Source organism: Litchfieldia alkalitelluris, assembly GCF_002019645.1.
GTDB lineage: Bacteria > Bacillota > Bacilli > Bacillales > Bacillaceae_L > Litchfieldia > Litchfieldia alkalitelluris.
Window position 1 is genome coordinate 2,445,986 of record NZ_KV917374.1, and the last position, 18,983, is coordinate 2,464,968.

Below are 18,983 nucleotides of genomic sequence, written 5' to 3' on the forward strand. Positions count from 1 at the left end.
GGTTAAGGCTACTTGGTAGACAGCTTTTTTTCTTTTTGGTGTCTACCCTGAAAATAACTTTGGTGTGGAGTTCCATGAGCTGCGATCCACTTGCTTTCCGCGGGGTGGTCCGTGAGCCTCCTCGTCGCCAAGGGCGGGCTCCTGCGGGGTCTCACGAGACCACTGGATCCCGCAGGAGTCAAGTGGCTCTCCGCACATTCCACACTGAGTAAGTACCTATTTTCATTCTCCATGGTGCGAAATACATATTTAGCATGTATGTCTACCCTGAAAAAAGAAATGCTGAAGGCGCTCGTTCATCGGCGACAGGCATAAGGCAAGCCGGCTGGAAGGTTGCTCTTTAACCTTCTAGATGGATTGACTTATGACCCCGAGCCGATAGCGCCTGAAGCTAGACACCAAGCTAAGTATAATTTTTCATCCTCCATGGTGCTAATTTTAATTAGCATAGATGTCTACCCTGAAAATAACTTTGGTGTGGAGTTCCATGAGCTGCGATCCACTTGCTTTCCGCGGGGTGGTCCGTGAGCCTCCTCGTCGCCAAGGGCGGGCTCCTGCGGGGTCTCACGAGACCACTGGATCCCGCAGGAGTCAAGTGGCTCTCCGCACATTCCACACTAAGTAACAAGACATTTTAATTCCCATTCTACATGGTTTGAATTTTTCCTTAGCATGGGTGTCTACCCTGAAAACAGAAATGCTGAAGGCGCTCGTTCATCGGCGACAGGCATAAGGCAAGCCGGCTGGAAGGTTGCTCTTTAACCTTCTAGATGGATTAACTTAGACCTGAGAGCCGATAGCGCCTGGAGCTAGACATTAAGCTAAGTATAATTTTTCATCCTCCATGGTGCTAATTTTAATTAGCATGGATGTCTACCCTGAAAATTTGTTTTGGGGATTCGCCTACTTAGGAAAACTACCTATGATTCACTTTCTCCTTGTAATCACTAGAGCAACTAAATCATAGAGAGCCTATGATTCACTTTCTCCTTGTTTTCGCTACAGCAACTAAATCATACGTCTTGCTTTTACTTTGGCAACTGTATCAATGCCGCTGGAACAGCTAGATCCCGACTCATTATAAGCAATCTTCAAGCAAACTTTGCATATTTCCACGCTGCTGATACTAATTAGCATGGAAGTCGACCCTGAAAATAACCTAGATAGAAGAGTTCCATGTGCTGCAATCCACTTACTTTCCGCGGGGTGGTCCGTGAGCCTCCTCGTCGCTTTTTGTCTCCTGCGGGGTCTCACGAGACCACTAGATCCCGCAGGAGTCAAGTGGCCTCACCGCTCATTCCACACTATAAACTTGAACTTAAGTTTTATTTTTAAAAATAAAACTTTAATTTGTAATTCTACATAGTTTCTCATTGAAAAATTAAAACTAAACACACATAAATAACTTATTAATTTAAATAACCTTGATAATGATTCATTTATCAATTGTAACTTAACGTCGATATTTGCTATAATTAAAAACAGTGTATGTTTTCGCCGAAATGGTAGGAGTGATTTTACGAATGAATAATGAAGAACGTTTAAAAAGACAATCAAGAATCCGAAATTTTTCGATTATAGCTCATATAGATCATGGTAAATCTACATTAGCAGATCGTATTTTAGAAAAAACGAGTGCATTAACACAGCGCGAAATGAAGGATCAATTACTAGATTCAATGGACCTCGAACGTGAGCGCGGAATTACAATCAAGTTAAACGCTGTGCAGCTTCAATATAAAGCAAAAGATGGGGAAACCTATATTTTTCACTTAATCGATACTCCAGGACATGTTGATTTCACCTATGAAGTTTCACGAAGCTTAGCAGCATGTGAAGGAGCAGTTTTAGTTGTTGATGCTGCACAAGGTATCGAAGCACAAACACTTGCTAACGTTTACCTTGCGCTCGATAATGATTTAGAAATCATGCCAGTTATCAATAAAATAGACCTACCGAGTGCTGATCCAGAGCGTGTTCGTGGAGAAATTGAAGACGTAATTGGCCTTGATGCATCTGATGCAGTTTTAGCTTCTGCAAAAGCAGGTATTGGAATTGAAGATATCCTAGAACAGGTTGTAGCAAAGGTACCAGCACCACAAGGAGACCCTGAAGCTCCACTAAAAGCACTTATTTTTGACTCAATATATGATCCATATCGTGGGGTAATTGCCTATATTCGTGTTGTTGATGGGACTGTTAAAGTTGGAGACAAAGTACTAATGATGGCAACAGGGAAAGAGTTTGAAGTGACCGAGGTGGGTGTTTTCACACCAAAGCCGGCAATGTTAAATGAATTGACAGTCGGAGATGTAGGTTTCCTATCTGCTTCTATCAAAAATGTTGGGGATACACGCGTTGGGGATACCATTACTCATGCGAAAAGGCCTGCAGCAGAAGGTTTACCTGGATACCGTCGTTTAAACCCAATGGTATTCTGTGGACTATATCCAATTGATACTGCAAGGTACAATGACTTGCGTGAAGCATTAGAAAAGCTTGAATTAAATGATGCAGCACTTCAATTCGAGCCTGAAACATCACAAGCGCTTGGATTTGGATTCCGTTGTGGATTCCTTGGGTTGCTTCATATGGAAATCATCCAAGAACGTATAGAGAGAGAATTTAAGATTGACCTTATTACAACAGCACCGAGTGTTATCTATGATGTTCATATGACTGATGGAACAGAAATTAAAGTAGATAACCCTGCAAATATGCCTGATCCACAAAGAATTGATCGTATTGAAGAACCGTACGTAAAAGCAACAATGATGGTACCTAATGATTATGTAGGTGCGGTTATGGAGCTTTGCCAAGGAAAACGCGGAAACTTTATTGATATGCAGTACCTTGATGAAAATCGAGTAAGTATTGTTTATGAAATTCCGTTAGCAGAAATTGTGTATGATTTCTTTGATCAATTAAAATCAAGCACTAAAGGATATGCATCATTTGATTATGAATTAATTGGCTATAAGCCTTCAACGCTTGTGAAGATGGATATCTTACTGAATGCGGAAACTGTTGATGCACTATCATTTATTGTTCATCGTGATTCAGCTTATGAGCGTGGAAAAATCATCGTTGAGAAATTAAAAGAATTGATCCCAAGACAGCACTTCGAAGTACCAATTCAAGCTGCAGTTGGACAAAAGATTATTGCACGTTCAACGATCAAAGCAATGCGTAAAAACGTACTTGCAAAATGTTATGGTGGAGATATCTCTCGTAAACGTAAGCTATTAGAAAAGCAAAAAGAAGGTAAAAAACGTATGAAGTCTGTTGGATCGGTTGAGGTTCCTCAGGAAGCATTTATGGCTGTTCTTCGTATGGATGATAAATAAAGAGATACCACAAAGAATACCGCAGATATCTGCGGTATTTCTGTTATGTGTCTACTTGAAAGGAAGGAAGGTTTAAGATGGTACAAGCTGCATACCTTCATATCCCATTTTGTTCCCAAATCTGTCACTATTGTGATTTTAATAAAGTGTTTCTCCAAAATCAGCCAGTTGAGGAATATCTCAGGAGCATGGATGCTGAAATGAAGAATACGGTTGAGTCTGTCCCGTTTACTAGACTTAACACTATTTTTGTTGGTGGAGGAACTCCAACTGTTTTAACTGAAAAACAACTTGAACAATTTTTAACGAGTATCCATCAACATCTAAGTCCAATTGATGAAAAACTTGAGTTTACGTTTGAAGCGAACCCTGGAGATCTTACGATTGAAAAACTAAAAATATTAAAAGATGCGGGAGTGAATCGCTTAAGCTTTGGCGTTCAGACCTTCAATGACAAATTACTTGCTGATATAGGTAGATCTCACCGCCAAAAGGATGTCTTTAAGTCTGTTGAATTAGCTCGTAGTGTTGGTTTTACGAACATTAGTTTAGACCTCATTTATGCCCTGCCTCACCAATCAGTATCTGATTTCAAAGATACTTTACAAACGGCATTATCTCTAGATGTAGAGCATTTTTCAGCGTACTCCTTAATTATTGAACCCAAAACAGTTTTCTATAATCGAATGAGAAATGGGACTTTGAAGCTACCAAGCCAGGAAAATGAAGCCTTAATGTATGAAGTGTTAATGGATATAATGGAAAAGCATCACTATCACCAATATGAAATTAGTAACTTTGCAAAAAAAGGATTTGAAAGTAAACATAATCTTACGTATTGGAACAATGAAGAATATTATGGAATCGGAGCAGGGGCACACAGTTATGTAAATGGGAAGCGAATTGCCAACGCTGGACCGATTAAAAAATATATGACGAAAATTGCTGAAACAGGCTTTCCTTATATCGACACAAATACAGTTCCGCTCAATGAAAAAATGGAAGAAGAATTATTTTTGGGCTTAAGAAAAACAAGTGGAGTCTCAAAAAAAGTATTTTTCCAAAAGTTTAAAAAAGAAATGATGGATGTGTTTGGGTCTCAAATCAAAGACCAAGTAGCGAAAGGCTTATTAGAAGAAACAGATGATGCTGTAAAACTTACTAAAAGAGGAAAGTTCCTAGGGAATGAAGTTTTTCAAGCGTTTATTGGTTTAATCTAAATCGTTGACATTGTTAATTGAATTTGGTAATTTATTTATAGAATTAGCACTCGCACTAAATGAGTGCTAACAGAGGTGATGTTCAATGCTTACAGATCGTCAGCTATTAGTTCTTCAAGTTATTATTGATGATTTCATTAGAAGTGCTCAACCAATAGGATCTAGAACATTGTCGAAAAGAGATGAAATAACATTTAGTTCAGCCACAATTCGAAATGAGATGGCAGATCTCGAAGATCTTGGTTTTATTGAAAAAACACACAGTTCTTCTGGAAGAGTGCCTTCTGAAAAAGGGTACCGATATTATGTGGATCATTTATTGTCTCCACAACGTCTCTCGAAGAAAGATAAGACTGAAATACGTTCTATCTTTGCAGAGCGGATTTATGAGCTTGAAAAGGTTGTTCAAAAATCAGCTCAAATTTTATCAGAGCTAACCAATTACACTGCAATCGTTTTGGGACCTGCCATGGCAGTTAATAAAGTAAAACGACTACAGATAATTCCTATCAATCATGATACAGCTGTAGCAATTATTGTTACTGATACAGGACATGTTGAGAATCGAACGATTAGCTTCCCCGGCTCAATTGATCCATCAGATATTGAGAAAATGGTTAACATTTTAAATGAGCGATTAGCTGGTGTGCCTCTAAATGAACTTAACAATAAGATATATAAAGAGGTTGCATCATTATTAAGTGCTCACATAAGAAATTATGATCAAATGCTCAATGCTTTGAATGGAACCTTTGATATTAGCCTGGCTGAGAAAATCTATTTTGGCGGTAAAACAAACATGTTAAGCCAGCCAGAATTCCATGATGTTCAAAAAATCCGCTCACTTCTTACAATGATAGAAGAAAAACAGGATTTTTATCAGTTATTAAAAAAATCGCAAACAGGTATTAACATTAAAATCGGACGTGAAAACCAATTTTCTGCTATGGAAAATTGCAGCTTAATTACAGCAACATATTCATTAGGTAATGAACAACTAGGCTCCATCGCCATCCTTGGCCCTACTAGAATGGAATATGCAAGAGTAATAAGCCTACTTGATTTAGTCACGAATGATTTATCAAAAGTACTTACAAAATTGTATCAAAACGAATAGCAGTGGCTATATTTAGTATAGAGTCATAACTAGACTGTTGGGGTCTACCTTGAACATGAAAAAGGTTTGAATAACCTGTGTGGAGTGAGCGAAGCCACGCACCACCCGCGTTATCCCGTGAGTGACTCGCAACGAATAGAACTCACACACCATTGTATTGTTCAGGGTAGTCACAAAAAACTCTATACTAAATACAAACAAGAATAATAATAGATGATAGAAACATTCATACCTTAAGGGAGGTGAAAAAATTGGCTAATGAAGAGCAAATTTTAAAAGAAGCAACTGAAACAGTTGAAGAAGTCAACCAAAACGAAGATGTGCAAGTAGATATGGAACAACAAGAAGCAACGATGGAAAAAGATGACTTGACCATTGCCAATGAAAAAATCGCAGATCTTGAGGCGAAATTAGCAGATTCAGAAAACCGTTTGTTCCGATTACAAGCGGACTTTGAAAACTATAAACGCCGTATCCGTTTAGATCAAGAAGCTGCTTCAAAATATAGAGCACAAAGCTTAGTGACAGATTTATTACCTGCGCTAGATAATTTCGAACGAGCAATGAAGGTTGAAGCAAAGGATGAAGGCACGAAATCCTTATTACAAGGAATGGACATGGTATACCGCAGCTTAGTTGATGCTCTTTCAAAAGAAGGAGTCGAAACAATCGAATCTGTAGGATCTCAATTTGACCCACATCTACACCAAGCTGTGATGCAGGTTGAAGAAGCAGATGCTGAGCCAAATGTTGTGCTTGAAGAATTCCAAAAGGGTTACAAGCTTAAAGACAGAGTAATTCGTCCAACGATGGTTAAGGTAAATCAATCTTAATCTACATATAGAAATAATCGAACTAGGGAAACTATATTTTTTTAGTGAATTAGGAGGTAATGAACAATGAGTAAAATCATTGGTATTGACTTAGGTACAACAAACTCATGTGTGGCAGTAATGGAAGGTGGAGAAGCGAAGGTTATCCCAAATCCAGAAGGAAACCGTACGACTCCATCTGTAGTAGCATTCAAAAATGGTGAGCGTCAAGTTGGGGAAGTGGCAAAAAGACAAGCAATCACAAACCCAAATACAATCATCTCAATTAAGCGTCATATGGGTACGGCTCATAAAGAAAGCATTGAAGGAAAAGATTACACTCCACAAGAGATTTCTGCAATCATTCTTCAATATTTAAAAGGATATGCTGAAGACTATCTTGGTGAAAAAGTTGAAAAAGCAGTAATCACAGTTCCTGCATACTTCAATGATGCTGAACGTCAAGCAACTAAAGATGCTGGCCGTATTGCTGGTCTAGAAGTTGAGCGTATCATCAACGAGCCAACTGCTGCAGCATTAGCATATGGTTTAGATAAAACTGACGAAGACCAAACAATCCTTGTTTATGACTTGGGTGGAGGTACATTTGACGTATCTATCCTTGAACTTGGTGATGGTGTATTTGAAGTTAAGTCAACTGCTGGAGACAACCGTCTTGGTGGAGATGACTTTGACCAAGTAATCATTGATTATTTAGTAGAACAATTTAAGAAAGATAACGGAATTGATCTTTCTAAAGATAAAATGGCATTACAACGTCTAAAAGACGCAGCTGAAAAAGCGAAAAAAGACTTATCTGGTGTAACAAGCACTCAAGTTTCTTTACCGTTTATCACAGCTGGTGAAGCAGGTCCACTTCACTTAGAAGTAACACTTACTCGTGCGAAGTTTGATGAGTTATCATCACATCTTGTTGAAAGAACAATGGGTCCAACTCGTCAAGCATTACAAGATGCTGGTCTTTCTGCAAGTGAGATTGATAAAGTAATCTTAGTTGGTGGTTCTACTCGTATCCCTGCTGTAGTAGAAGCAATCAAAAAAGTAACTGGAAAAGACCCACATAAAGGGGTAAACCCGGATGAAGTAGTTGCTCTTGGTGCTGCTATTCAAGGTGGAGTTTTAACAGGTGATGTTAAGGATGTAGTACTTCTTGACGTAACACCACTTTCACTTGGGATTGAAACGATGGGTGGAGTATTTACGAAGTTAATCGAACGTAATACAACAATCCCTACTAGTAAGTCACAAGTATTCTCAACAGCGGCTGACAGCCAAACGGCTGTAGACATTCACGTACTTCAAGGTGAGCGTCCAATGGCTGCTGATAACAAGACTTTAGGTCGTTTCCAATTATCAGACATTCCACCAGCACCACGTGGAGTTCCACAAATCGAAGTATCTTTTGATATCGATAAAAACGGAATTGTTAACGTACGTGCGAAGGATCTTGGTACTAATAAAGAGCAAGCAATTACAATTAAATCTTCATCAGGACTTTCAGATGATGAAGTACAACGCATGGTTCGTGAAGCAGAAGAAAATGCTGATGCAGACAAAGCGCGTAAGGAAGAAGTTGAACTTCGTAACGAAGCGGACCAACTAGTATTCCAAACAGAAAAAACACTAAAAGACCTTGAAGGTAAAGTAGACGAGGCAGAGGTTGCAAAAGCTAACGAAGCGAAAGATGCCCTAAAAGCGGCAATCGAAAGCAACAACCTTGAAGAAATGCGTGCGAAGAAAGACGCACTTTCTGAGATCGTACAACAATTATCTGTGAAACTATATGAAGAAGCTGCGAAGCAAGCACAAGCTGCAGGCGGAGACGCTGGCGCACAAGGTGGCAAAGCTGGTGACGATGTAGTAGACGCAGAATTTGAAGAAGTTAAGGATGACAAGTAAGCCTTAAATCATCTGAGAAAACAAATTCAAGAATGAGCTAGAAAAAACAAAAAGTCAAAGTCAGGCATGTCTTGACTTTGACTTTTGTTTTGCTTTTTGTAAATGCTTATGGGTTTATAAAAAGTTAGGACTCATAGTATTATATGAGAGGAAGGTCACTCGACTCCTGCAGGATATAGCGGGCTCGGGAGACCCCGCAGGAGCTTTACGACGAGGAGGCTCCAGGGCCGCCCTGCGGAAAGTGAGTGAACTGTAGCGAGTTGAATCTATCAAACAAAGTATTTTAAGGATAGCGTTGTTTTATTTATATAATTCATGATAAAAATAGAGCGTCTAAAGATTGTTTCATGTTGTTTGTTATTGCCTTTTGAATTCAACAAGTGATAGAATAATCTTTATGTGAAAGGAAGCGGGAGTGGGTATCAATGAGTAAACGAGATTACTATGAAGTACTCGGGCTAAGTAAAGGTGCGTCTAAAGACGAGATAAAAAAAGCGTACCGTAAACTTTCTAAACAGTATCATCCTGATATTAACAAAGCAGATGATGCTGCCGATAAATTCAAAGAAGTAAAAGAAGCATATGAAACACTAAGTGATGACAATACAAAAGCACACTATGATCAATTTGGTCACACAGATCCAAATCAAGGGTTTGGAGGGTTCGGTGGTGGACAGGATTTCGGTGGTTTTGGAGGCTTCGAAGATATTTTCAGTACGATCTTCGGAGGGGGAACTAGACGTCGCGATCCAAATGCTCCTAGACAAGGTGCTGACTTACAATACACGATGACGCTTGATTTTGAAGAAGCAGCATTCGGTAAAGAAGTGGACATTGAAATACCACGTGAGGAAACATGTAATACATGTGAAGGAACTGGCGCAAAACCAGGTACTTCTCCAAAAACATGTTCTCACTGTAATGGTAGTGGTCAATTAAATGTTGAGCAAAATACACCATTTGGTCGTATTGTAAATCGTAGAGTATGTAACTACTGTAATGGTACTGGTAAAAATATTGAGCATAAGTGTACAACATGTAGTGGCACTGGAAAAGTGAAGAAGCGCAAAAAAATTCATGTTAATATTCCTGCAGGGGTCGACGATGGACAACAACTGCGTGTATCTGGACAAGGCGAACCAGGTGTTAATGGTGGACCACCAGGAGATTTGTTTGTAGTGTTCCATGTAAGAGACCATGAATTCTTTGAGCGTGATGGCGATGATATTTACTGTGAAATGCCATTAACGTTTGCACAAGCTGCACTAGGTGATGAGGTTGAAGTTCCAACCCTTCACGGCAAAGTAAAGCTTAAAATACCTTCAGGCACACAAACAGGTACGAAATTCCGCTTACGTGGAAAAGGAGTACCGAACGTAAGAGGCTATGGTCAAGGTGATCAACACGTTCATATAAGAGTAATTACTCCAACAAGGCTAACTGAAAAGCAAAAGCAATTGTTAAGGGAATTCTCTGACATCAGTGGAAATGGTGTACCTGACGAACAACATGATAGCTTCTTTGCGAAAGTTAAAAGAGCATTTAAGGGTGAATGAGATAGGTTGTCCTAAAGATAAGTTTCATTATCTTTAGGACACCTTCTTTCTTTGTTAAACAATTTAACTACATGTGTTGTAATAGAATTCTTAGAATTCCGTGAGTTTAAATGAGTACTTGGAATGAGCTAAGAGTCATGCCACTGCAGGATACACGGTGTTAGGGAGACCCCCGCAGAAGCCTTAAAAGCGACAAGGAGGCTCCCCACATCGCCCGCGGAAAGGGCATGAATCGGAGCGAATGGAAAGTTTTACTACAAGCATTTTCACTGCGTTATAATAATAAATTAATGATGGAGTTGGTAGATATGAAATGGTCCGAAATCAGTATTCATACAACACAAGAGGCTGTGGAACCGATCTCAAACATTCTGCATGAAGCAGGTGCTAGTGGGGTGGTTATAGAGGATCCGTTTGACTTAACAAAGGAACGTGAACAGGTTTTCGGTGAAATCTACCAACTCAATCCGGATGATTACCCTGTTGAAGGGGTAATTGTTAAAGCGTACTTACCTGTAACAAGCTTCCTAGGTGAAACAGTTGAAGCGATAAAAGAATCAGTTAATAATTTATTGGTATTTGATATTGATTTAGGTCATAACGAAATTACCATTAGTGAAGTAAATGAAGAAGAGTGGGCTACTGCTTGGAAGAAATATTATAATCCTGTAAAAATCTCAGAAAAATTTACAATTGTTCCTACGTGGGAGACGTACGAGCCCGTTAGTAGTGACGAACTGATTATAGAATTAGATCCAGGAATGGCATTTGGAACAGGGACTCATCCAACTACTGTAATGTGTATCCAAGCTCTTGAAAGAACTGTCGAGAATGGAGATTCTGTAATAGATGTTGGAACAGGTTCAGGTATTTTAAGTATTGCAGCTGCAATGTTAGGCGCAAGTGAGGTAAAAGCATTTGATCTTGATCCTGTTGCAGTCGATAGTGCTCGCTTAAATGTAAAATTAAACAAAGTTCATGACCGAGTTACAGTAGCACAAAATAATTTACTTGATAAAGTAGAAGGTCCTGTTGATTTGGTTGTTGCGAATATTTTAGCGGAGATCATTGTCCGTTTCACAGATGAGGCTGCTTCTATACTAAAACCAAACGGATACTTCATTACTTCTGGTATAATTAATACTAAAAAACAAGAAGTTAAGGATCGTCTAATTGCTTCAGGTTTTCAGATTGAAGAAACTCTTCTAATGGAAGACTGGGTTGCTTTTATAGCGAAGAAGGGTTAATGTGTTCCCTAGATACTCTTAAGAAGGTGAGCAATCTTGCAAAGATATTTCGTTAATAAAATTGAAGAAGAAAATGAAATAACTATTGTTGGCGATGATTTTCATCATATCTCTCGTGTAATGCGAATGGAGCCAGGGAATCAAATTATCTGTTGTGACCCAAAAGGAAAGCAAGCTCAATGTGAAATTACTGAAATTACCAATGATAAGATTTTAGCTCGTGTTGTAGAATGGATAGAGGTTCAAACTGAGCTCCCGATTTCTGTTTCAATAGCAAGTGGGTTGCCTAAAGGGGATAAGCTTGAATATGTGATTCAAAAAGGGACAGAGCTTGGTGCTATTGGGTTTGTCCCTTTTATTGCTGCTCGCTCCATTGTAAAGTGGGACGAGAAAAAGGGAGCTAAGAAGGTAGAACGTTGGAGTAAAATTGCCAAAGAAGCAGCTGAGCAATCTCATCGTTCTGTTATTCCAACTATTCATTCGCCGGGAAATCTACAGGATTTAATCTCTCATAGCAAGAATTTCACTTACAAAGTGATTGCATATGAAGAAGAGGCAAAACGCGGAGAGAAATCAGCACTATCACTCATTTTTAATCAACTTCAACCTGGAGATTCTCTTATAGTCGTAATTGGTCCAGAAGGTGGACTTACAGATAAAGAAGTAACAAAGTTACAGGAACAAGGATTTGTAGCCTGCAGCTTTGGTCCTAGAATTTTAAGAACTGAAACAGCACCGTTATACATTTTATCTGCTGTATCATATCATTTTGAACTAGCGAGGTGACAAGCTATGCCTATCGTTGCGTTTCATACACTAGGGTGTAAAGTAAATCATTATGAAACTGAAGCTATTTGGCAGCTTTTTAAAGAACAAGGTTATGAACGTACAGAGTTTGAAAGTACTGCTGACGTTTATGTTATTAATACCTGTACTGTAACAAACACAGGAGATAAAAAGAGTCGACAAGTCATTCGACGTGCGATTCGTAAAAATCCAGATGCAGTCATTTGTGTTACAGGCTGTTATGCTCAAACATCTCCAGCAGAAATTATGGCGATTTCAGGTGTTGATATTGTCGTAGGTACACAAGATCGCGTGAAAATGCTAGAGTATATAGAACAATATAAAGATGAGCGCCAACCAATCAATGCTGTTGGTAACATCATGAAGGCGCGTGTTTATGAGGAGCTTGATGTTCCATCTTTCACTGACCGCACTCGTGCGTCACTTAAAATCCAAGAAGGATGTAACAATTTCTGTACATTCTGCATCATTCCATGGGCACGTGGGTTAATGCGTTCTAGAGATCCAAAAGAAGTAATTACACAAGCTCAAGCGCTAGTAAATGCTGGATACAAGGAAATTGTTTTAACAGGTATTCATACTGGTGGTTATGGTGAAGACATGAAGGATTACAATTTAGCTGCACTTTTACGTGATCTAGAGTCACAGGTTGTAGGCTTAAAGCGTATCCGTATTTCTTCGATTGAAGCAAGTCAAATTACAGATGAAGTGATTGAAGTGCTTAATAACTCAACTAAAGTTGTCAGACATTTGCACATTCCACTTCAATCAGGTTCTGATACAGTATTAAAGCGTATGCGCCGTAAATATACAATGGAGCACTTTGGCGAACGTCTAGACAGATTACGCGAAGCTCTCCCAGGGTTAGCTGTTACTTCTGACGTCATCGTAGGATTCCCAGGTGAAACAGAAGAAGAATTCATTGAAACCCATGATTTTATTAAGAAACATAAATTTTCTGAGCTTCATGTATTCCCATATTCAAAGAGAACGGGTACTCCTGCTGCGCGTATGGATGATCAAGTTGATGAAGAAGTGAAAAACGAACGTGTACACCGCCTAATTAATCTATCTGATCAATTAGCTAAAGAATATGCATCACAGTTCGAAAATGAAGTACTTGAAGTGATTCCTGAGGAAGAGTATAAAGAAAATGGTGTCGAAGGTATCTATGTTGGATACAGTGATAACTATTTAAAAGTGAAATTCCCTGCAACAGAAGATATGATCGGGAAAATTGTAAAAGTAAAAATTACTAAAGCAGGATACCCTTATAATGAAGGACAGTTTGTTCGTGTTTTAGAAGATCATATTGATGTCGTTCAACATGAGGAAAAAGTTAAAATTAGTTAACGAAAAGGAGATACTCAATGAAGGGTATCTCCTTTTAAATGATTTAAGAACACACTTATGTAATCAAAATTGATAATTTAACACAATCTATTATAGTATACGAAAATAAAAAGTGATATGATGATAGAGGTACGTACAACCTATATAAAGGAGTATACATATGAATCCACAAGAAATTGCAAAAACAATTGATCACACTGCTTTAAAAGCGGATACAACAAAAGACCAAATCGTAACACTGTGCGAGGAAGCAAAACAATATCAATTTGCATCGGTTTGTGTAAACCCTACATGGGTAGCAAGCGCAGTAGAACTACTTCAAGGTACAGATGTTAAAGTTTGTACTGTTATCGGTTTCCCATTAGGTGCAAATACACCGGAAACAAAAGGGTTTGAAACTACTGATGCTATCTCAAAAGGTGCAACAGAAGTTGATATGGTTATTAATATAGGTGCATTAAAAGACAAAAATGATGAACTGGTTGAAAGAGATATCCGTGCTGTTGTTGAAGCGGCAAAAGGTAAAGCTTTAACAAAAGTGATTATCGAAACTAGTCTTTTAACTGAAGAAGAAAAAGTAAGAGCATGTGAAATTGCGGTAAAAGCAGGAACGGACTATGTTAAAACATCTACTGGATTCTCTACTGGTGGAGCAACCATTGAAGATATCAAGTTAATGAGAAAAACAGTAGGACCTGAAATTGGTGTGAAAGCTTCTGGTGGAGTTCGTGACACTAAAGGTGCGGAAGACATGATCGAAGCTGGAGCAACTAGAATTGGTGCAAGTGCTGGAGTAGCAATATTAAATGGATTAACTAGTAATTCTGATTATTAAGAGATGGAGAAAGCTATCCCAGTGAGTTTGGGATAGCTTTTTTAGTTTGTAGATTTGCATTCGAGTATTTTTTGGCACACAGCGCTTGGAGTGCAGTTACCTTGATGGAAGTGGAGGTGGACGTTAACAATGAACAGTTATTCTATAGGAAATACATGGGGAAAGGTAAGAAGTGGAGTGCTTTGAGTCCCTTAGTCGGAGGAAATGCGTAGGAAAGGTAACGAAAGCAGAGCTTAGGTTCCTTAGTCGGAGGAAATGCGTAGGAAAGGTAACGAAAGGAGCGCTCTGATTCCCTTAATCTTTTTCCCCAACACTTCATAAATAGCAGAAACAGTTCTTAATTTAGGATTGGTTTGCGAATTCTCCAGCTTAGTAAGCGTTACTATACTTAGGTTTGTTTTCCTAGCAAGTTCAGAATAGACATCCCTCTCTCAATTCTTATTCTTTCAATCTGTTGGTATTCACGAATTCCCCCCCATAATATCTTTATAAACTAAAGCTTGTACTTTTGTGTATCATGATTTACGATTTTGTTAGATAAGATTTACAGGAGGTGATTTGATGAGTCAATTTGGCGAGTATTTAATAGAATTACGAGGGGGAAAATCTTTAAGAGAAGTAACAAAAGGTACTGGAATTAGCTATACATACCTAAGTACACTTGAAAAAGGTTTTGATCCACGTACTAATAAAGAACGTAAACCTACCCCTGGTGTACTTAAGAAATTATCTTCTTTTTATCAAGTATCTTATGAGGAACTGCTATCGAAAGCTGGATATTTAGATCAAACTGAAGCTCGTGAAAAATTACATAAAGCTGTAAACAAAGATGAGGCTAAGGAAAATTTTAATAACTTTGAAACTACCGGTGGAACTGTACTACTTCGTGAACTTTTACTAAGTGAAAACAAAATAAATTACAAGGGTTACGAACTAGATGGGTTTGATAAGGAATCAATAATAGCAGTGCTCGATATATTTTTTAAAGAGAGACCATAGGAGTAGGATCTCTATTGCTTGTAGTAATTAATTATTTCTTTTTGTTTTGGGTTTTCAATACTAGCAGAAAATAGATACAAAAAGTAACAGAGAGCTCTAATTCCCTTGGTCGAATAAAGTTCCTAGGGAAGGCAACCAATGAGCGCTCTGGTTCCATCTCGGTTAGAGAAAACACATAGGGAAGGCGAAAGAACCATATTACCCCTAAGCCTATACCCTAGTTACCTAAAAAAACAAATGAGCAATAGAATCAAATATATCCTATGTGCTATGAACAATTTAAACCCCAAAAAAGAATCCAAGCCCCAAAGCATGAATTCCCTACCACAACAATCTATTTTTTGAACAATCTATTCCTCAACCTCTCCTAGGATGCATCCGTAAAATCAAAGAGGCTAACAAACCGGAAAACGGTAAAGCAATCAAAGAGGTTAACACATTAAAGATCAAACTAACATGTGCCAACTGTATATCCGGTACAGAAGTCATCATAACAGCGACTGCGCCTAGACTCTTGATGAATGGATAAAACAAAGCAACTCCAATGACATTGATCCAAATATGTGCGTATGCTGCTAGCTTTGCTTCATGTGTTGAACCGATACTAGCTAAAAAGGCAGTGATACAGGTTCCGATATTCGCACCTAAAACAATCGCAATACCTGCATGAAGTGAGAGGAGGTGTTCGTTCATAAACCCCATGATAATCCCTGTTGTTGCACTACTGGATTGAATAATTGCCGTAATAACCGTTCCTACTCCCACTCCAATCAGTCCATGATCATTTGTATACTGAAAAAATGAATGAAGTGAAGGGTATAGCGAAAGCGGGTGTGCTAGCTGCTCGAAACCATTCATGGAAACAAAGAGGCATCCTAAACCAAACATTAAAGCACCTATACTGAAGATTTGCTGATTTTTAATAAATAAACATAAAAAGCCAATAATTAAAAATGGAATAATTGCCTCGTAAATATCGATAGTAATTAACTCGGTTGTGAAAGTGGTCCCTATATTTGTACCTAAAATCACTCCGATTGACTGTTTAAACGTTAAATAACCGGTAGCAATCAACCCAACAATTAAAACCATTACTGCTGAGCTACTTTGTATGATTGCTGTAATGATCGTTCCAGTAATTAAACCTTTAATTGGGTGATCTGTAAATGTAATAAGCCATACTTTAATTTTATCGCGGGATAAATTATATAAGCCGGTCCTCATCACTGTCATCCCAAAAATAAATATGGCAATGTATACAGCAAATAGTGATATGATTTCTAACATATTTTCACCTCGTCATAGATCTCCTAAACTTGTCTTATCACAAGTGTATGGACAAGGTTGGCAATACATGACTGATTTTATCTTGATCTAATGAAAAAGATTCACAAATTTACCATGGTTTATTAATTGTTTCATTGAAATACGGTTGACCAGAGTTTACTGTTATATTATAATTGCAAAGTACATGTTATTTTTTATGCAAAAAGATAAAAAAACATGTTAATTAAGACGGTTAGTGGTTGTTTTGGAGGGAGGGAAATAGAATGTCAAAAACGGTCGTTCGTAAAAACGAGTCGCTTGAAGACGCTCTTCGCCGCTTCAAACGTACGGTATCAAAGTCTGGTACTATACAAGAAGCAAGAAAGCGCGAATTCTATGAGAAGCCTAGCGTAAAGCGCAAGAAGAAGTCTGAGGCAGCAAGAAAGCGCAAATTCTAATAAGAGGGTGTAGTTTATGAGTCTTCTTGAGCGTTTGAACCATGATATGAAACAAGCGATGAAGAATAAAGAAAAAGACAGACTTTCTGTCATTCGGATGGTGAAAGCTTCGATTCAGAATGAAGGAATTAAGCTTGGCCAGGAATTAACTGATGACCAAGAGTTAACTGTCCTAACTCGTGAATTAAAACAACGTAAAGATTCCCTCCAAGAATTTAATAGCGCAGGTCGTGAAGATCTTGTTAATAAAATTCAGTCTGAAATTGAAATTTTAGAAGTGTACATGCCTAAACAGCTTAGTGAAGATGAAGTTGTAGAAATTGTAAAAGAAACAATCTCTGAAGTCAATGCTTCAACTAAGGCTGATATGGGGAAGGTTATGAGTGCCATTATGCCTAAAGTAAAAGGTAAAGCTGATGGTTCACTTGTTAACAAAATTGTACTTCAAGAACTTTCATAAAAAAAACACCTTACGCCGTAGGGTGTTTTTTTTTGAGATAGTAAATGATTCGTTTGAAAATTTATTTTATAAAAAATGAAACTAAAATGAATCTAGTTCGTATTACTTTACATAAACGGAAAATAATATAACTTAAATAGATTTAGAAAGGGGGGAAGGAATGATGGCAAACAAAATCAAACCAAGACAAAAAGTAGTTAGGCGTGGAATGGTATTCTTTTATTTGTTTCTAATCTCACTTGGTTTAACCATTGGATTTGCACCCAATCAAGGAATGACAAATGGAGAGTTAGTTTATGTAATCCCTGTTGAAAATGCAGTTGAAAAAGGACTTTATGCCTTTTTGGACCGTTCGATAACAGAAGCTGAAAAAAATAATGCGAGCTTAATTGTATTAGAAATTCATACTCCTGGTGGTGCTGTTGATGCGGCAACAGATATTGGTAAACGCATTCGTGATTCAGAAATACCAATTGTTGCCTTTATTCACACAGACGCATTGTCAGCGGGTGCTTATATTGCACTAAATGCTGATGAAATTTATATGACTGAAAATGGCAGAATGGGTGCAGCGACAGTCATAACCGGTGATGGAAATGCAGCTGATGATAAAGCGACATCTGCTTGGCTAGCTGCCATGAGAACAGCGGCTGAACATAATGATAGAGATGTGAAATATGCACTAGGTATGGCAGATAAAGAACTCGACTTACCAGAGGTGGATGCACCCAAAGGAAAGTTGGTTACTTTAACGGCAGACCAGGCTCTATCAGTGGGTTACGCGGAAGGTATTTCTAATACTAGAGCTGATCTGCTTAATACACTAGGGCTTAGTCAAGCTAATGTTCAAGTGATGGAAGTAAGTTTTGCTGAAAAGCTAGCAAGGTTTATTACACATCCAATTGTGGTTCCAATTTTACTATCGATTGGTAGCTTAGGATTGGTACTAGAATTATATTCACCAGGATTTGGGATTCCCGGAATTATGGGAGCTTCTGCACTTGGATTGTTCTTCTTCGGACACCTGGTCGCAGGACTTGCAGGGCTGGAATCACTTATTCTATTTATTGTCGGGATTGTACTCATCTTACTGGAATTTGTCGTACCAGGGGGAATACTAGGTTTAATAGGCTTTGGTGCGATTTTAACAAGTATGTTTTTAGCAACAGATGATATAGGCCATATGGCAATTTCTTTAGTAATTGCAATTGGTATTACATTGGTTGTTTCCATCATTCTATTTAAAGTGTTTGGAAAAAGAATGAGGATCCTAAGAAAAATTATATTAAGTGATTCTACAAACACCGAGAGTGGTTATATCTCAAATGTCACACGAGTTGAATTAATTGGTATGGAAGGTCATGCACTTACTGCACTAAGGCCTTCTGGGACTGCTTTAATCAATAATGAGAGACTTGATGTGGTTACTGAAGGTGGTTTTATCGAAAAGAACAAAAAAGTTGTTGTTGTGAAAACAGAAGGCACTCGAATTGTTGTAAGAGAAGTCATGGATTCTAATTAATTCTTAGTGGCTCTTTTCAAAAAAGATTTTGCCAGTCGAACAATTGACGGTAGAAATAACTGGA

At 38.2% G+C, this 18,983-nt stretch carries 15 protein-coding genes and 1 pseudogene; 14 read left to right on the forward strand and 2 right to left on the reverse strand.

What is annotated here, in order from left to right:
- Window positions 1-1,523: 1,523 nt before the first annotated feature.
- The 10 genes from lepA (at window position 1,524) to deoC (ending at window position 14,214) form a co-directional block, all read left to right on the forward strand.
- Window positions 1,524-3,347, forward strand: a complete 1,824-nt coding sequence (gene lepA, locus BK579_RS11125) for a translation elongation factor 4 (RefSeq protein ID WP_078545536.1) — start codon at window positions 1,524-1,526, stop codon at window positions 3,345-3,347.
- Between the two features lie 77 nt (window positions 3,348-3,424).
- Window positions 3,425-4,567: a radical SAM family heme chaperone HemW gene (gene hemW, locus BK579_RS11130; protein ID WP_078545538.1), complete on the forward strand. Its 1,143-nt coding sequence runs from the start codon at window positions 3,425-3,427 to the stop codon at window positions 4,565-4,567.
- 85 nt (window positions 4,568-4,652) lie between these two features.
- On the forward strand, window positions 4,653-5,684 hold the full coding sequence (hrcA, locus tag BK579_RS11135; RefSeq protein WP_078545540.1) for a heat-inducible transcriptional repressor HrcA: 1,032 nt from the start codon (window positions 4,653-4,655) through the stop codon (window positions 5,682-5,684).
- A gap of 251 nt (window positions 5,685-5,935) precedes the next feature.
- Window positions 5,936-6,517, forward strand: a complete 582-nt coding sequence (grpE, locus tag BK579_RS11140) for a nucleotide exchange factor GrpE (RefSeq protein ID WP_078545542.1) — start codon at window positions 5,936-5,938, stop codon at window positions 6,515-6,517.
- A 66-nt stretch (window positions 6,518-6,583) separates the two neighbouring features.
- Window positions 6,584-8,416, forward strand: a complete 1,833-nt coding sequence (gene dnaK, locus BK579_RS11145; protein WP_078545544.1) for a molecular chaperone DnaK — start codon at window positions 6,584-6,586, stop codon at window positions 8,414-8,416.
- Window positions 8,417-8,841: 425 nt separating this feature from the next.
- A complete protein-coding gene (gene dnaJ / locus BK579_RS11150; protein WP_078545546.1) occupies window positions 8,842-9,972 on the forward strand; it encodes a molecular chaperone DnaJ in 1,131 nt (376 codons plus the stop codon).
- Between the two features lie 308 nt (window positions 9,973-10,280).
- Window positions 10,281-11,219: a 50S ribosomal protein L11 methyltransferase gene (gene prmA, locus BK579_RS11155; protein WP_078550526.1), complete on the forward strand. Its 939-nt coding sequence runs from the start codon at window positions 10,281-10,283 to the stop codon at window positions 11,217-11,219.
- Between the two features lie 36 nt (window positions 11,220-11,255).
- A complete protein-coding gene (locus tag BK579_RS11160) occupies window positions 11,256-12,005 on the forward strand; it encodes a 16S rRNA (uracil(1498)-N(3))-methyltransferase (RefSeq protein ID WP_078545548.1) in 750 nt (249 codons plus the stop codon).
- Between the two features lie 6 nt (window positions 12,006-12,011).
- Entirely contained in the window at window positions 12,012-13,379 is a 1,368-nt protein-coding gene (mtaB, locus tag BK579_RS11165) for a tRNA (N(6)-L-threonylcarbamoyladenosine(37)-C(2))-methylthiotransferase MtaB (protein WP_078545550.1), read from the forward strand.
- A 160-nt stretch (window positions 13,380-13,539) separates the two neighbouring features.
- Entirely contained in the window at window positions 13,540-14,214 is a 675-nt protein-coding gene (deoC, locus tag BK579_RS11170; RefSeq protein WP_078545552.1) for a deoxyribose-phosphate aldolase, read from the forward strand.
- Between the two features lie 242 nt (window positions 14,215-14,456).
- Here the strand turns inward: deoC and BK579_RS27040 are convergent.
- Window positions 14,457-14,618, reverse strand: a pseudogene (locus BK579_RS27040) (hypothetical protein); the annotation flags it as partial.
- 157 nt (window positions 14,619-14,775) lie between these two features.
- Here BK579_RS27040 and BK579_RS11180 point away from each other — a divergent pair.
- Window positions 14,776-15,213 carry a helix-turn-helix domain-containing protein gene (locus BK579_RS11180; protein ID WP_078545554.1) on the forward strand — a complete coding sequence of 146 codons (438 nt, stop codon included), beginning with the start codon at window positions 14,776-14,778 and terminating at the stop codon, window positions 15,211-15,213.
- 357 nt (window positions 15,214-15,570) lie between these two features.
- On the opposite strand, the gene BK579_RS11185 is transcribed toward BK579_RS11180, so the two are convergent.
- Window positions 15,571-16,500, reverse strand: coding sequence for a Na/Pi symporter (locus tag BK579_RS11185; protein WP_078545556.1), 930 nt, complete (start codon window positions 16,498-16,500; stop codon window positions 15,571-15,573).
- 263 nt (window positions 16,501-16,763) lie between these two features.
- On the opposite strand from BK579_RS11185, the gene rpsU reads away from it, so the two are divergent.
- From rpsU to BK579_RS11200, 3 genes are all read left to right on the forward strand, one after another.
- Window positions 16,764-16,937, forward strand: a complete 174-nt coding sequence (gene rpsU / locus BK579_RS11190) for a 30S ribosomal protein S21 (RefSeq protein WP_015595024.1) — start codon at window positions 16,764-16,766, stop codon at window positions 16,935-16,937.
- A 16-nt stretch (window positions 16,938-16,953) separates the two neighbouring features.
- Window positions 16,954-17,397, forward strand: a complete 444-nt coding sequence (locus BK579_RS11195) for a GatB/YqeY domain-containing protein (protein ID WP_078545558.1) — start codon at window positions 16,954-16,956, stop codon at window positions 17,395-17,397.
- Between the two features lie 163 nt (window positions 17,398-17,560).
- Window positions 17,561-18,919 (forward strand): NfeD family protein, encoded by a 1,359-nt coding sequence (locus BK579_RS11200; protein ID WP_078545560.1) that lies wholly within the window; start codon window positions 17,561-17,563, stop codon window positions 18,917-18,919.
- Window positions 18,920-18,983 lie beyond the last annotated feature (64 nt).